12 protein-coding genes are annotated in these 13148 nt (G+C 70.5%); 3 read left to right on the top strand and 9 right to left on the bottom strand.

Features of this window, described 5'->3' with window-relative positions; translation table 11 throughout:
• Positions 1-167 precede the first annotated feature (167 nt).
• Entirely contained in the window at positions 168-1874 is a 1707-nt protein-coding gene (locus ABZ664_RS36985; RefSeq protein ID WP_362521379.1) for a protein kinase, read from the top strand.
• A gap of 201 nt (positions 1875-2075) precedes the next feature.
• Here the strand turns inward: ABZ664_RS36985 and ABZ664_RS36990 are convergent, their stop codons facing one another.
• The 5 genes from ABZ664_RS36990 to ABZ664_RS37010 all read right to left on the bottom strand — a co-directional run bounded on the left by ABZ664_RS36990 (position 2076) and on the right by ABZ664_RS37010 (position 7939).
• On the bottom strand, positions 2076-3728 hold the full coding sequence (locus ABZ664_RS36990; RefSeq protein WP_362521382.1) for an acetolactate synthase: 1653 nt from the start codon (positions 3726-3728) through the stop codon (positions 2076-2078).
• Positions 3729-4126: 398 nt separating this feature from the next.
• The gene (gene bioB, locus ABZ664_RS36995) at positions 4127-5122 is read right to left on the bottom strand and encodes a biotin synthase BioB (RefSeq protein WP_350949776.1); all 996 of its coding nucleotides are present in this window, start codon (positions 5120-5122) and stop codon (positions 4127-4129) included.
• Between the two features lie 37 nt (positions 5123-5159).
• The gene (bioD, locus tag ABZ664_RS37000) at positions 5160-5882 is read right to left on the bottom strand and encodes a dethiobiotin synthase (protein ID WP_362521386.1); all 723 of its coding nucleotides are present in this window, start codon (positions 5880-5882) and stop codon (positions 5160-5162) included.
• Positions 5883-6062: 180 nt separating this feature from the next.
• A complete protein-coding gene (locus tag ABZ664_RS37005; RefSeq protein ID WP_350949774.1) occupies positions 6063-6782 on the bottom strand; it encodes a GntR family transcriptional regulator in 720 nt (239 codons plus the stop codon).
• On the bottom strand, positions 6779-7939 hold the full coding sequence (locus ABZ664_RS37010; protein WP_362521389.1) for an 8-amino-7-oxononanoate synthase: 1161 nt from the start codon (positions 7937-7939) through the stop codon (positions 6779-6781). The genes ABZ664_RS37005 and ABZ664_RS37010 overlap by 4 nt, the downstream gene beginning before the upstream one ends.
• Before the next feature lie 68 nt (positions 7940-8007).
• Between ABZ664_RS37010 and ABZ664_RS37015 the strand changes: the two genes are divergently transcribed.
• A complete protein-coding gene (locus ABZ664_RS37015; protein ID WP_362521392.1) occupies positions 8008-9471 on the top strand; it encodes a histidine kinase N-terminal domain-containing protein in 1464 nt (487 codons plus the stop codon).
• A 137-nt stretch (positions 9472-9608) separates the two neighbouring features.
• On the opposite strand, the gene ABZ664_RS37020 is transcribed toward ABZ664_RS37015, so the two are convergent.
• Positions 9609-9863: a WhiB family transcriptional regulator gene (locus tag ABZ664_RS37020; RefSeq protein ID WP_350949771.1), complete on the bottom strand. Its 255-nt coding sequence runs from the start codon at positions 9861-9863 to the stop codon at positions 9609-9611.
• Between the two features lie 280 nt (positions 9864-10143).
• The gene (locus ABZ664_RS37025; RefSeq protein ID WP_362521396.1) at positions 10144-11103 is read right to left on the bottom strand and encodes a diacylglycerol kinase family protein; all 960 of its coding nucleotides are present in this window, start codon (positions 11101-11103) and stop codon (positions 10144-10146) included.
• 133 nt (positions 11104-11236) lie between these two features.
• Between ABZ664_RS37025 and ABZ664_RS37030 the strand changes: the two genes are divergently transcribed.
• Positions 11237-11632: a hypothetical protein gene (locus ABZ664_RS37030; RefSeq protein ID WP_362521399.1), complete on the top strand. Its 396-nt coding sequence runs from the start codon at positions 11237-11239 to the stop codon at positions 11630-11632.
• Here the strand turns inward: ABZ664_RS37030 and ABZ664_RS37035 are convergent.
• Both ABZ664_RS37035 and ABZ664_RS37040 read right to left on the bottom strand, forming a co-directional pair.
• A complete protein-coding gene (locus tag ABZ664_RS37035) occupies positions 11629-12408 on the bottom strand; it encodes an RNA polymerase sigma factor SigF (protein ID WP_344893659.1) in 780 nt (259 codons plus the stop codon). The two genes, ABZ664_RS37030 and ABZ664_RS37035, sit on opposite strands and share 4 nt — an antisense overlap.
• Before the next feature lie 17 nt (positions 12409-12425).
• The gene (locus tag ABZ664_RS37040) at positions 12426-12818 is read right to left on the bottom strand and encodes an anti-sigma factor (protein ID WP_037972535.1); all 393 of its coding nucleotides are present in this window, start codon (positions 12816-12818) and stop codon (positions 12426-12428) included.
• Between the last annotated feature and the right edge of the window lie 330 nt (positions 12819-13148).

A 13148-nucleotide genomic window follows, 5' to 3' on the forward strand; every position in this document is an offset into this window, starting at 1 on the left:
ATAAGTACACCTAAAAGTGCCGGGTTTTGTGCGATGCTACGGCACGCATCTCGTTTGTGAGCCATGCGGCATGCAGGGTTTCGTTACAGCGCCGTGATGGTGCCGCGACGCGGATCCGCTTTGTTGGAGAGCTCTGAGGTAGGAGTGAAGAGGGTTACGGGGGAGCCATGGTGGCCCAAGGCACGACGCTGGCGGGGCGGTATCGCCTAAGCACCCGCATTGGGGCCGGCGGTATGGGCGAGGTGTGGAAGGGCGAGGACATCGTCCTGGCTCGCACCGTCGCCGTGAAGGTGCTGCTTCCCGGCCGTACCGACGACCCGGGCTTCCTGGTTCGCTTCCAGGGCGAGGCCAGGGCGATGGCGACGATCAACCACCCCGGGGTCGTCGACGTGTACGACTACGGGGTTCACGAGGTGCCCGGCGCGGGGGCGACGGCATACCTGGTGATGAAGTTCGTCGACGGCGAGCCGCTCGACCGCCTGCTCGGGCGGCTGCGGCGCATCGCCCCCGGGGCCGCGATGGATCTCATCGCCCAGGCGGCCTCGGCACTGCAGGCGGTCCACGACCAGGGCATCGTCCACCGGGACATCAAACCGGGCAACCTGCTGGTGCGGTCGGACGGCACGCTCGTGCTCACCGACTTCGGCATCGCCAGGTCCGACTCCGCCAGCCGGCTGACGGACGCGGGCATGGTGCTCGGCACCGCCGCCTACTGCGCGCCCGAGCAGGCCGAGGGCGCACCCGTGACACCGGCCGTCGACATCTACGCGCTGGGCGTGGTGGCGTACGAGTGCCTGGCCGGGCAGCGTCCGTTCGACGGCGACACGCCCGTCACGATCGCGCTCAAGCACATCCGCGAGACGCCGCCGCCGCTGCCGCCGGACGTTCCGCCCGCGGTGAGGGCACTTGTGGAGCGCTCCCTCGCCAAGGATCCGGCCCGGCGCTTCCCCAGCGCCGCGGCGATGAGCGCCGCCGCCAGACAGGCCGCCTTCGGTGCGGAGGGCGGCGACACGCTGTCGGCGTCCGCGCGGCAGGCGGGGCCGCCGGAGACCGGCTGGCAGACCCAGGCCCCCCAGGGCGGCCCGCAGGAACAGACCGGCTGGCAGGGGCAGGGGCAGGGACCGGCCGCTCCGCAGACAGGTTGGCAGGGAGCCCAGGCCCCTGCGGGAAACTGGCAGGGCGCCCAGCCTCCGACCGGTAGTTGGCAGGGGAGCGCGCAGCACTCCACCTCGCCGACGGTGGGATCTGAGGCGGTCGCGCAGGGTCGCGGGCGCCGCGGCGCGCAGAAGCCGAGGAGCAGGAGTGTGCTGGTCGCGTCGTCGGCGGTCGCGGTCGTGATGTGCGCGGGTCTCGTCGCGGTGGCGATCAATGGGATGGCGGCCTCCAAGGAGGCCGCGAATTCCCTGGGGCAGCCGCCGGTGGCCACGCCCACCGTCGACGAGACGAAGCCGTCGGCGGTGAAGACCCGCAGGACGCCCTCGCCCACCCCGACGGTGACGCGGACGACCAGGCGGCCCAGCCCGAAGCCCGCCGAGGAGGACGAGGGGACGCCGACCCCCACCCCGACGGTGACGAAGACGCCGAAACCGACTCCCACCCCCACACCGACCCCGAGCCCGACGCCGCTGCCGAAGAAGAGGGTGCCCGGCACCGTCGGCATGAAGCCGGAGGCGGCGGAGGCGACGCTCAAACAGGCGGGCTTCAAGGTGAAGCGCACCTACAGCGCCGACGTCAAACCCGAGCACTGCACCGAGGTGGTCGAGTCCCTCCCCGGCGCGGACACGATGTGGGACCCGTCCAAGCCGGTGGAGATCATCATCGCCCCCGTCCCCTGCCCGCCGACGCCCACCCCGACGTCGACGGGCAAGTCCTAGCGGCCCGTCTCCGAACGTTGACCGGGTATCACGACCGGGTGACCGGCTCCCTCCGGGTCTGATCTCCCCGGCAAGGTCGTGTGTCGGCACACCGGCTTCGCGCGGTGACGACGGGCGAGCCTTGATTTCGGGTGGTGTGACGACGGGCTCGCCCACGGGAGACCCCTTCGGTCCTTCGTGTGCGAGCCCGGTGACGCTCCTTCAGATGCCCGTGGTGTGCCGGGGATAGGCCACCGAGGGGTCGGTGGCGATGTTGACCATGTAGGGAACACCGGAGTCGAACGCGCGGCGCAGGGCCGGGCCGATCTCCGAGGGGTCGGTGACGAGCTCGCCACCGCCGCCGAGGGCGGTGACCACCTGGTCGTAGCGGCACTGGGGCTGCAACTCGGCGGCCACGTCGTAGCCGTAGAGCATCTGCATGGGGTGCTTCTCCAGGCCCCACATGCCGTTGTTGCCGCAGATCATCACGACGGGCAGGCGGTGCCGCACGAGCGTGTCGACGTCCATCAGCGAGAAGCCGGCCGCGCCGTCGCCGAGCAGCAGCACCACCTGCGAGGAGGGACGGGCGATCCTGGCGGCGATGGCGTAGCCCAGGCCCGTGCCCAGGCAGCCGTACGGGCCCGGGTCGAGCCAGTTGCCCGGCTGGCGCGGCTCGACGTACTTGCCCGCGTACGAGACGAAGTCGCCGCCGTCGCCGATCACCACGGCGTCGTCGGCGAGGACCTTGGCCAGCTCCCCGTAGATGCGCATCGGGTGGATCGGGTCGGACGCGGACTCCAGCAGGTCGACGTCGGCGACGATGGCGGCCGAGGCGGCCTCGGACAGCTGCGTCACCCAGGGCGCGTAGGTCTTGGGGGAGACGCCCGCGTTGGCACAGGCCGCGCCGAGGCTCCAGAAGAGCAGCGAGAGGTCGCCGGCGGCGACGGCGACGGGATCCATGTGCGTGGTCAGCTGTGACGGCGCGTCGGCCAGGTGCACGACCTTGGCGAGCGGGGCGCCGTCCTTGCCGCCGAACCAGCCGTAGCCGAGGCGGAAGTCGATCGGGGCGCCCGCCACGATCACCAGGTCGGCCTGCGAGAACGCCATTCCTCTCGCCCGGGTGACCAGCAGCTCGTGACCGGCGGGCAGGATGCCGCGGCCCTGGCCGTTGGGGACGACCGGTAGGCGGTATTCCTCGACGAAGCTTCTGGCGACCTCCTCGGCGCGGTCCATCCACACGTCGGAGCCGAGCACCAGCACCGGGTGCCGGGCCTCGGCGATCAGCTGGGCGATCGAGGCGAGTGCGTCGGGGTCGGGCTCCAGCGGGGACGGGGTCAGCGTCTCGGGGGCCTCCTCAAGCGGGGGCGCGGCCGAGAAGAGGTGATCCATGTGGAAGTCGAGGAAGACGGGGCCGCGGTGCGGGGCGAGGGCCGTACGGAAGGCCATCTCCACGTCCTGGGCGATGGAGTCGGCACCGGAGCCGGTGAAGGCCAGCTTGGTGATAGGGGCGAACAGCGGCGGGTGGTCGATCTCCTGCAGCGCGCCCGACCCCCAGCGCGACTGCGGGGCACGGCCTCCCATGACCACCACGGGGGAGCCGTTGAAGTGCGCGGTGGCCACCCCGCTGACGCCGTTGGTGATGCCGGGCCCCGCGGTGAGCACGGCCAGCCCGGGTTTGCGCGTCAGCCGTGCGGTCGCCTCCGCGGCGAAGACGGCACTCTGCTCGTGGCGTACGTCCAAGATGGGCATTCCCTCGTGGACCGCACCGTCGTAAAGCGGGAAGATGTGCCCGCCGGACAGGGTGAACATGGTCTCGATGCCATATGCCTTGGAGACGGCGACCGCTATGTCACCTGCGTGCTTGGGAGACTCCATATCGCGCAACCTACCAGTCAGTCACTTAGCCGGACAGGGATTGTTCCCCCTGCCCCGATCCCATCGCCTAATGCGGCCGGCACATATCGTGTCTGTCGGGAATCGAACCGCCCAACGCCTGGTGGCGGGCACCGTACGGGGGCGACGGGGGTTCGGTACGGGCCGGAGCGCGGACCCACCGTGGCGGGACGGAGATCGGCGGGGAGTCCGGTACAGGCGGAGTGCGGACCCTACGAGGTAAGGCGAGAACCGGCGGGAGTTCGGCAGTGGCCGGGTGAGATCGGGCTCGCGGGGACCTTCGCGTCTCCGCGAGCCCGCGCGCGAGGCTCCGAGATGTTCCCGAACAGGTTGAGGGTGAGGGTGATCTCCGCGAGCCCGCGCGAGGCTCCGAGGGGGTCTCAGAGGGTGTCGGAGAGCGCCTTGATGGGCATCTTGAGGTCCACCAGCAGGCCGAGGTCGGCCTCGGCCGTACGGCCGAGGGTGGTCAGATAGTTGCCGACGATGATCGCGTTGATGCCGCCGAGCATGCCCTCACGGGTACCCAGGTCGCCCAGGGTCAGCTCGCGGCCACCCGCGTAGCGCAGGATCGTGCGGGGCAGCGCGAGCCTGAAGGTGGCGATCGTCCTGAGCGCCTCCGGTCCCTCCAGCAGCGGGAAGGACTCGAAGGGGGTGCCGGGGCGCGGGTTGAGGAAGTTCAGCGGGACCTCGTCGGGCGCCAGCTCGCCGAGCTGGCCGGCGAACTCGGCCCGCTGCTCCCGGGTCTCGCCCATCCCCACGATGCCGCCGCAGCACAGTTCCATCCCGGCCTCGCGCACCATCAGGCAGGTGTCCCAGCGCTCCTCCCAGGTGTGGGTGGTGACGACCTTCTCGAAGTGCGACCTCGCGGTCTCCAGGTTGTGGTTGTAGCGGTGCACGCCCATCTCGGCCAGCTCGTCGACCTGCTCCTGGGTGAGCATGCCGAGCGAGCACGCCACGTTGATGTCGACCGCCTCGCGGATCGCCTTCACCCCCTCGCGGACCTGGTCCATCAGGCGCCGGTCGGGGCCCCGTACGGCGGCCACGATGCAGAACTCGGTGGCACCGGTCGCCGCGGTCTCCCTGGCGGCCTCGACCAGCGAGGGGATGTCGAGCCAGACGGCGCGGACCGGGGAGGAGAACTGCCCGGACTGCGAGCAGAAGTGGCAGTCCTCCGGGCAGCCGCCGGTCTTGAGGGAGACGATGCCCTCGACCTCCACCTCCGGGCCGCACCACTTCATCCGCACCTCGTGGGCGAGGGCGAGCAACTCGTCGAGACGGTCGTCGGGAAGCTCCAGGCAACGGAGCGCCTGCGCGGCGTCGAGCCCACGGCCCTCCTCAAGCACCTGCGTCCGGGCGATCTCGAGGATGTCGCTCATCTGATACCTCCAGCGGGGAGATGGGCCGCGGCTTCGGCTACGGGGAAAGCCTAAGGGTGGCCCGGAAGGAAGCGGGGTCGAAGCCGCCCCCCAGCGTGGGACCCAGCCCCGCGCGGGCCGCGCGGGCGAAGGCGTCGCGCTCCAGCAGCCCGGCTCCCTCGGGGAGGGCGCCCGCCAGCGGCCGGGCGGCCAGCATCTCCAGGTCCGCCACGTTGTTCCGCTCGGCGAGGCCGGGCTCGGCGGGCCAGGAGCCGATCACCACCCCGGCGGGCTCCAGCCCTCGGTGGGCCATCGCCTCCAGCGTCAGCGCGGTGTGGTTGAGGGTGCCGAGCCCGGCCCTGACCACCAGGAGGACCGGTGCCGAGAGCGCGCGGGCGAGGTCGGCGAGGGTCGCACCCTCCTCGTCGAAGCGGACGAGCAGCCCGCCCGCACCTTCGACGATCACCAGCCGGTGCGAGGAGGCCAGCTCCTCGATCCGGGCCGCGGCCCGCGCGACGGAGACCGGTGGCAGGCCGGACAGGCGGGCCGCCGCGGCGGGGGAGAGCGCGGCGGGATATCTGGCCAGCTCGAAGGTCGTCCCCACTCCGGACAGCCGGATGACGTCGTCCACGTCGCCGGGGTCGGCGCCGGACACCCCGGTCTGCGCGGGCTTCACCACCGCGACCGAGGAGCCCCGCTCCCTGGCGAGCGAGGCCACCGCCGCGGTGACGACCGTCTTCCCCACCCCGGTGTCGGTCCCGGTGACCACGAGAATGCTCACCTGTCTCACCTTAGGCGGGGTGGACGCAGAAAAGGCGGTGCGGGGCGGGCGGCGCGGGTGGTGAAGAGGCGGTGGGGGCGGTGGAGAGGCGCGCGGGCGGTGCGGGCGCGCGCCTCAGGGGAGCGGACGTCGCCGTGCGCGGGCACGGAACGGCGCCGGGGTACGCGGGACCGGTGTGCCTCAGGGGCGGCGCAGGCGGGTGATGAACTTGTAGCGGTCTCCCCGGTACAGGGACTGGGCCCACTCGACCGGGTTGCCGTCCGCGTCGAAGGCGTGCCGGGTGAGCAGGAGCATCGGCAGGCCGACGTCCACACTGAGCACCTGCGCGTCGTACGGGGTGGCGAGCACGGTCTCTATGATCTCCTCGGCGTCGGTCAGCCGCACGTTGTACGCGTTGTACAGCGTCTCGTACAGCGAGGAGTGCATCTCCAGCTCCCGCCTGAGGCGGGGAAAGCGCCGGGCCGACAGGTGGGTGGTGTCGATCGACATCGGCTCGCCGTTGGCCAGGCGCAGCCGGTGGAGGCGCAGCACGCGGCCGCCGGCGTTGATCGCCAGGCGGCGGGCGAGCGCCTCGTCGGCGGTGACGTAGCTGATGTCGAGGATCTTGGTGTCGGGTTCGAGGCCGACGGTCCGCAGGTCCCCGGTGTAGGAGGTGAGCTGAAGGACCTGGGCGACCTTGGGTTGCGCGACGAACGTCCCCTTGCCCTGGATGCGCACCAGGCGGCCCTCGACCACGAGCTCGGACAGGGCCTGGCGCACGGTCGTGCGCGACGTCTCGAAGCGGACCGCGAGGGCCCGTTCCGGTGGCAGGGCGCTGCCTGCGGGCAGGCTCTTGGTGAGGCTGAGCAGGCTGCGCTTGACGTCGTAGTATTTCGGGATCCGCGGGGAGTCGTCGCTCACATGGTCACCTTCATCTCGGCCACGGCGGTGAGTGCACCCCGGATCACCGCTAGATCATCGGAACTCAGATTGGCCCGTGCCGTCAACCGCAGGCAAGAGCGGCCGACCGGCACCGAAGGCGGCCGGAAGCATCCGGCGCGCACCCCGTGTTCCGCGCAGACGAGGGCGGCCCGAAGCGCGGTCTCGGGCGGGCCGAGCACGATGGGGACGACCGCGCCCGCCGGATCGCCGGTCTCCAGGCCGAGGTCACGGGCCATCGCGGCCAGCTCCCTCGCCCTGGTCCGGACAAGTCCGGGCAGTTCGGGCTGATGGTGAAGGATATCGACGGCGGCGAGTGCCGCCGCCACGCTGCCCGGTGCGAGCCCGGTGTCGAAGATGAACGAGCGTCCCGTGTCCACGAGGGTCTGGATAACCTCGGGCGCGCCGAGCACTGCTCCACCCTGCGATCCCAGGGATTTCGACAGTGTGATCGTTCTCACAACACCCGGTTCGGCCGCGAGCCCCGCGGCGTGCACCGCACCCTGCCCGCGAGCGCCGACGACCCCGATCGAGTGCGCCTCGTCGACGATCAGCAGCGCGCCCTGGCGCGCCGTCGCCGCGTGCAGTTCCTCAAGCGGTGCCAGGTCGCCGTCCACGGAGAAGACCGCGTCGGTGACCACGATCGCGTGCTCCTCGTCCCGGTCGGCGAGTGCCTTCTCCACGGCCGTCGTGTCCCGGTGCGGAGTGACCACGACCCGTGAGCGCGACAGCCGGCAGGCGTCCACGATGGAGGCGTGGTTGCCCGCCTCGGAGACCACCAGGGCGTCCCTGCCCAGGGCCGCTACGGCGGCCAGGTTGGCCAGATAGCCGGAGGAGAACACCAGGGCGCCCCGCGCGTCGGTGAAGGCGCACAGACGCGTCTCCAGGCGCGCGTGCAGGGCCGTGGAGCCCGTGACCAGGCGGGAGCCCGTGGAGCCCGTGCCCCAGGCGCGGGTGGCCTCCACGGCCGCCTCGATCAGCCGCTCGTCCCTGGCCAGGCCGAGGTAGTCGTTGGAGGCCAGGTCGATCAGGCCGTCGTCGTCGGGTGTGCGGGCGCGCAGGACCCGCCGCAACCCCGCCGTCTCCCTCGTGGCCGCCGCCGTGCGGAACCGGGCCAGCGGATCGGGGGTCTGCTCCATAGGCGGCATCTTTCCAGCCGGACTCACCCGATTCGCGTTCGGGCCTGCAAAGAACGCATGATGCACGGGTGCCGACTCTAAGCGACCTGGCGGTTCGTCACACCGCGCTCGACGATGCGGACCTTGAGTGGATGCACTCGCTGGTGTCCGACTGGCAGCTTCTCGCCGACCTTTCCTTCGCGGACCTGATCTTGTGGATCCCCCTGAAGGAGGGCACCGGCTGGATCGCGATCGCGCAGATGAGGCCCACCACGGGGCCGACGGTCTACCACGACGACATCGTGGGCATGACGGCGTCGGCGGGGGAGAGGCCGCTCCTGGAGACCGCCTGGAACGAGCGGCGCATCTGCCGCGAGGGCGATCCCGACTGGTCGAGCGGGGTGCCGGTCCGCGAGGAGACCATCCCGGTGCGGCGGGCCGACCACTTCCTGGGCGTCATCCAGCGCTCGACGAACCTCTCCTCCGCGCGCACCCCCTCCCGCCTGGAGCTGACCTACCTGCAGAGCGCCTCCGACCTGGCCCAGATGGTGGCCGAGGGCCGTTTCCCGTTCTCCGGCGCCGAGCCGATCCTGGTCCGCTCGCCGAGGGTGGGCGACGGGCTGCTCAGGCTCGACCGGGCGGGCCGTGTCACGTACGCCTCGCCGAACGCGCTGTCGGCCTACCGGCGGCTGGGTCTCAACGCCGACCTGGTCGGCGCGGAGCTGGGCCGTACGACCGCGACGCTCTGCTACTCCGACGAGCCCATCAACGAGAACCTGATGCTCGTCGCGAGCGGGCGGGAGCCCAAGGAGACGGAGGTGGAGTCGGGCGGCACGGTCGTGCAGCTGCGGGCGATCCCGCTGGTCGTCGGCGGCGGGAGAATCGGCGCGCTGGTGCTCATCAGGGACGTGACCGAGCTGCGGCGCCGCGAGCGGGAGCTGATGACCAAGGACGCCACCATCAAGGAGATCCACCACCGGGTGAAGAACAACCTGCAGACCGTGGCCGCGCTGTTGCGGCTCCAGGCCAGGCGGATGCAGCTGCCGGAGGGCAGGGAGGCGCTGGAGGAGGCGGTGCGCAGGGTCGGGTCGATCGCGATCGTGCACGAGACGCTCTCGCACACGCCCGAGGAGCAGGTCGACTTCGACGACATCGCCGACCGGGTGATCGCGATGACGGGGGAGGTCGCGGCGCCCGAGGCGCAGGTGGTGCCGTCCCGGATCGGGGCGTTCGGGGTGTTGCGCTCGGAGATCGCGACGCCGCTCGCGATGGTCCTCACCGAACTGCTGCAGAACGCGGTTCAGCACGGGCTGGCGCAGCGTCAGGGCAAGCTCCAAGTGATCGTGTCACGCGGGGCCGAGCGGCTGGATGTGATCGTGTCCGACGACGGCAGCGGGCTGCCGGAGGACTTCGATCTCGACCAGGCCACCAGTCTCGGCCTGCAGATCGTCCGTACCCTGGTGGTGGGTGAGCTGTCCGGGCGTCTCGCCATCGAGCCGCGCCAGGGTGGCGGGACCGAGGTGAGCCTGAGCATCCCCCTCCCCGCGGTGTGAGCGGGGGAGGGGGAGCGCGTCGGGTCGCGTTCTCGCGAGGGGACGTGCTTGTCGCCCGGGACGGAAAAGAGGGCTCACCAGGCCGGGGACGTGCTCGTCACCCGGCCGGGGGAGACGGAAGGATCGGCGCGGAGGGGTCAGACGCTCGCGCGGGCGCGGGCACGAGCCGTGCGGCGCTTGAGCGCGCGTCGCTCGTCCTCGCTCAGGCCGCCCCAGACACCGGCGTCCTGACCGGATTCCAGGGCCCACTTCAGGCATGCTTCGCTGATGCTGCACGTACCGCAGACCTGCTTGGCTTCTTCGATCTGCATCAGGGCGGGGCCGGTGTTGCCGATCGGGAAGAACAGCTCGGGGTCCACGTCACGGCAGGCGGCTCGGTGGCGCCAGTCCATGCGTCCACTCCTTCGTAAGAGGAGCCCTTGCGTCGGCTCCGGCGGCTCACTTTGTGAAGAGTTTCACTAATCAGCGCGAACGGATCCCCGGCCCGTGATCCGGGTCGGGGGACTGCCCGCTTGATCGCCGGTGGCCTGGGAGCGAGGTGGCCGCTCAAAGGTCCTACGTTCCGACGTCATCTTGAGATTGTCAGCCACGCTTAGTACACGCAAGAGGTTTGGGGGAACGTTTTGCCTGAAATGGATGTCGGATGCGTCACACAGGCTCGCACGTAACCGATTAGACCAAGACCTGTAACGCGTCGGGGATAGAGCGGAACGTTATTCGTTCGACCTCTCCCAAGTAGTCCCCGTCCAGCTGGAACGCCACGGGGCGCCCGGCGCTCAGGGTGAACTCCTTCTCGTCGTGGAGCTGCACCAGGTGGCGACCTGTCGGCAGCGTGTCGCGCTCACCGAGGATCTGGGGCATCAGCTGGAGCATGAAGGGCAGGCCGAGACGCTGCAGGCCCAGAAGGTCGAGCCCGGTCTCGAAGCTCGCCCACGGGGTCGGGGAGACCGGCCGAGGGCCGATGTAGGACCACGGGGAGGTGTTGGAGACGACGGCCATGAAGATGCCGCCGGTCCGCGGCACGTCGGGGCCCTCGACGGTCATCGGCGGGTGACGTTTGTCGGTCGACAGATAGTGGTGTAACGCGGTGTTCACATAGCGGGTGGGTGTCGCCTTGCGGCCGGTGCCCCGCATCCCCTCGACCGCCCTGATCACCTCGGCGTCGTACCCCAGACCACTACAGAACGTGAAATATCTACTGTGGTCACCCCAGATCGCCTGACCGAGTCCGACGGTCCGTCTCCGGTCGTCGCGGATCGCCTCCAGGATCGCCCCCATCGCCTCGACCGGGTCGTTCGGCAGGCCCAGGGCCCTCGCGAAGACGTTCGCGCTGCCACCGGGGATCGCGAGCAGCGCGGGCCTGTCGATCGAGCTGCCCTCGTCGCCGGCCTTGCCGTCCACCGGGTCGAGCAGCCCGTTCACCGCCTCGTTGATGGTGCCGTCACCCCCCAGCACGGCCACCGCGTCGTAGCCGGAGGCGTGCGCCTTGCGGGAGAGCCGCATCGCGTGCCCCCGGTAGGCCGTCTCCTCGACGGTGAGGTTCATCGTCGCGCTCAGCGCTCTGATGAGAACGTCCCTGGTTCGCTGGTTGGTCGTCGTCGCCTTCGGATTCACCAGGAGCATCGCGCGCATGACCTCAGCGTATCCGCCGGAAACCGGGCTGAGGCGGCGGAAGGAGAAGCCTGATGCGCGGGGAGGGAGGACGAGGAGCGGGGCCGGGGTGGGGGAAGGGCCGGGCGGCCATACCCGACGATAGGGTTGCCCCGTGTCGAACCGTCCGATGACCCTCACCGTCGCCGCCGCCGTCATGGCGCTGGAAGGCGCGACCGTCCTGCTCCTCGGCGGCTACGCCGGAGTGGAGACGGTGATCGGCCGGCCGTCCGACCTGATGACCTCGATCGCCGTCGCCGCGTTCGGGATCATCATCGGCGCGGCCCTGCTCTGGGTCGGCTGGGGAATGCTCCACTCGGAGCGATGGTCGCGGAGCCCGGGGGTGCTGACGCAGATCTTCGCCATCCCGGTCTCGGTCACGATGATCCAGTCCGACCAGCGGGTGATCGGCGTCTCGCTGATCGTCCTCGCGGTGATCGGACTGGTCACGCTGCTGTCCCCGCCGACGACACACGCCCTCTACGGAGACCACGACCAGCCCTCTCGCTAGTCGTCGACGGTGAGACCCTCCCGGAGCTGGGCGAGGGTCCTGGCGAGCAACCGGGACACGTGCATCTGGGAGATGCCGAGCTCGGTGGCGATCTGAGACTGCGTCATGTTGCCGAAGAAACGCAGCAGCAGGATCCGCTTCTCACGCGGGGGCAGCCGCTCCAGCAAGGGCTTGAGCGACTCGCGGTATTCGACACCCTCCAGGGAGTCGTCCACGATCCCGAGGGAGTCGGCCACCGCCGGCGCGTCGTCGTCGCCGGAGTCGGGCGCGTCGAGGGAGACCGTGGAGTAGGCGTTGGCCGACTCCAGCCCTTCGAGCACCTCCTCCTCGCTCATCTTCAGGAACGCGGCCAGCTCGGCCACGGTCGGCGCGCGCCCCTCCCGCTGGGAGAGCTCACTGATCGCCTTGGTGAGCGAGAGCTTGAGCTCCTGCAGGCGGCGCGGCACGCGGACCGCCCAGCCCTTGTCACGGAAGTGGCGTTTGATCTCGCCCACGATCGTCGGGGTCGCGTAGGTGGAGAACTCCACCCCGCGGCCGAGATCGAAGCGGTCGATCGATTTGATCAGCCCGATGGTCGCGACCTGGGTGAGGTCGTCCAGCCACTCACCCCGGTTGCGGAACCGGCGGGCGAGGTATTCGACGAGGGGAAGGTGGAGCTCGACGAGCTCGTCGCGAATGCGCTGACGCCGCGGGTCGTCGGAGGTCAACTCCACCAGTTCCGCGAAGAGCAGGCGCGCACGCACCCGGTCGGGCACCGCGTGGTCGCTGGCGGCCATGGCACGAGTCCTTTCCGTCACGCCGGCCTCGCCGCGCCTCGGCGCTTGCGGAGGACGATCGCCATACGGTCGGGGGAGTCGGTTACGGCATCCACATCGTCAGCCAGGGCGGTGAGCACCATCCACGCGAAGTCGTCGCGCTTCGGAGGCGTGCTCCCCACTGTGCTGACCTCGACCCGCACTTTCATCAGCTGCCCGGTGAGCTCGAACTCGGCGGTCAGATCTGTGCCGGGAACAGCCTGGGTCAGCAGCATCGCACACGCCTCGTCGACCGCGATCCGAAGATCCTCGATCTCGTCCAGCGTGAAGTCCAGCCGTACGGCGAGTGCGGCTGTCGCCGTACGCAGCACGGACAGATAGGCGCTCGTCGCCGGCAGCCGGACGCTCACCACGTCACGGATCCCGCCCATGCCGACCGCGGGCGCCTCGGTGTGTTCGGTCACGTTCCTCCTCGCAGAGTCGCTGACTGCAACCTACAGCCCTGAGACGGTGGTTGGCCCGCTTGGACTCGCGATCGGGGCGATTTGCCACCATCAAGAGCCCCTGAAGATACGCAAAAAGGGCACTGTTTTTAATGACGGCCCTGGCGCATCGCGGTCCTGGGCGGTGACCGGACGCGCCGGCGCGCCGGTGTTCGGCCTGCTGGACGACCGGGCGTCGCGACCCGGACGCCGTGACGGCGATGACGCCTCCTCGCGGGCCCCGATCCGGATCAAGGGGTGTCCCGGGGACGTTTCCTC

Origin of the sequence: Streptosporangium sp. NPDC006930, assembly GCF_040635605.1 — a bacterium.
GTDB lineage: Bacteria > Actinomycetota > Actinomycetes > Streptosporangiales > Streptosporangiaceae > Streptosporangium.

Excerpts from the sequence above, each read along its gene's own strand:
- ABZ664_RS36990 (WP_362521382.1), bottom strand. The coding sequence starts at position 3,728 with ATGGAGTCTCCCAAGCACGCAGGTGACATAGCGGTCGCCGTCTCCAAG.
- ABZ664_RS37035 (WP_344893659.1), bottom strand. The coding sequence starts at position 12,408 with ATGGCCGCCAGCGACCACGCGGTGCCCGACCGGGTGCGTGCGCGCCTG.
- ABZ664_RS37020 (WP_350949771.1), bottom strand. The coding sequence starts at position 9,863 with ATGGACTGGCGCCACCGAGCCGCCTGCCGTGACGTGGACCCCGAGCTG.
- bioB (WP_350949776.1), bottom strand. The coding sequence starts at position 5,122 with ATGAGCGACATCCTCGAGATCGCCCGGACGCAGGTGCTTGAGGAGGGC.
- ABZ664_RS37040 (WP_037972535.1), bottom strand. The coding sequence starts at position 12,818 with ATGGGCGGGATCCGTGACGTGGTGAGCGTCCGGCTGCCGGCGACGAGC.
- ABZ664_RS37010 (WP_362521389.1), bottom strand. The coding sequence starts at position 7,939 with ATGGAGCAGACCCCCGATCCGCTGGCCCGGTTCCGCACGGCGGCGGCC.
- ABZ664_RS36985 (WP_362521379.1), top strand. The coding sequence starts at position 168 with ATGGTGGCCCAAGGCACGACGCTGGCGGGGCGGTATCGCCTAAGCACC.
- ABZ664_RS37025 (WP_362521396.1), bottom strand. The coding sequence starts at position 11,103 with ATGCGCGCGATGCTCCTGGTGAATCCGAAGGCGACGACGACCAACCAG.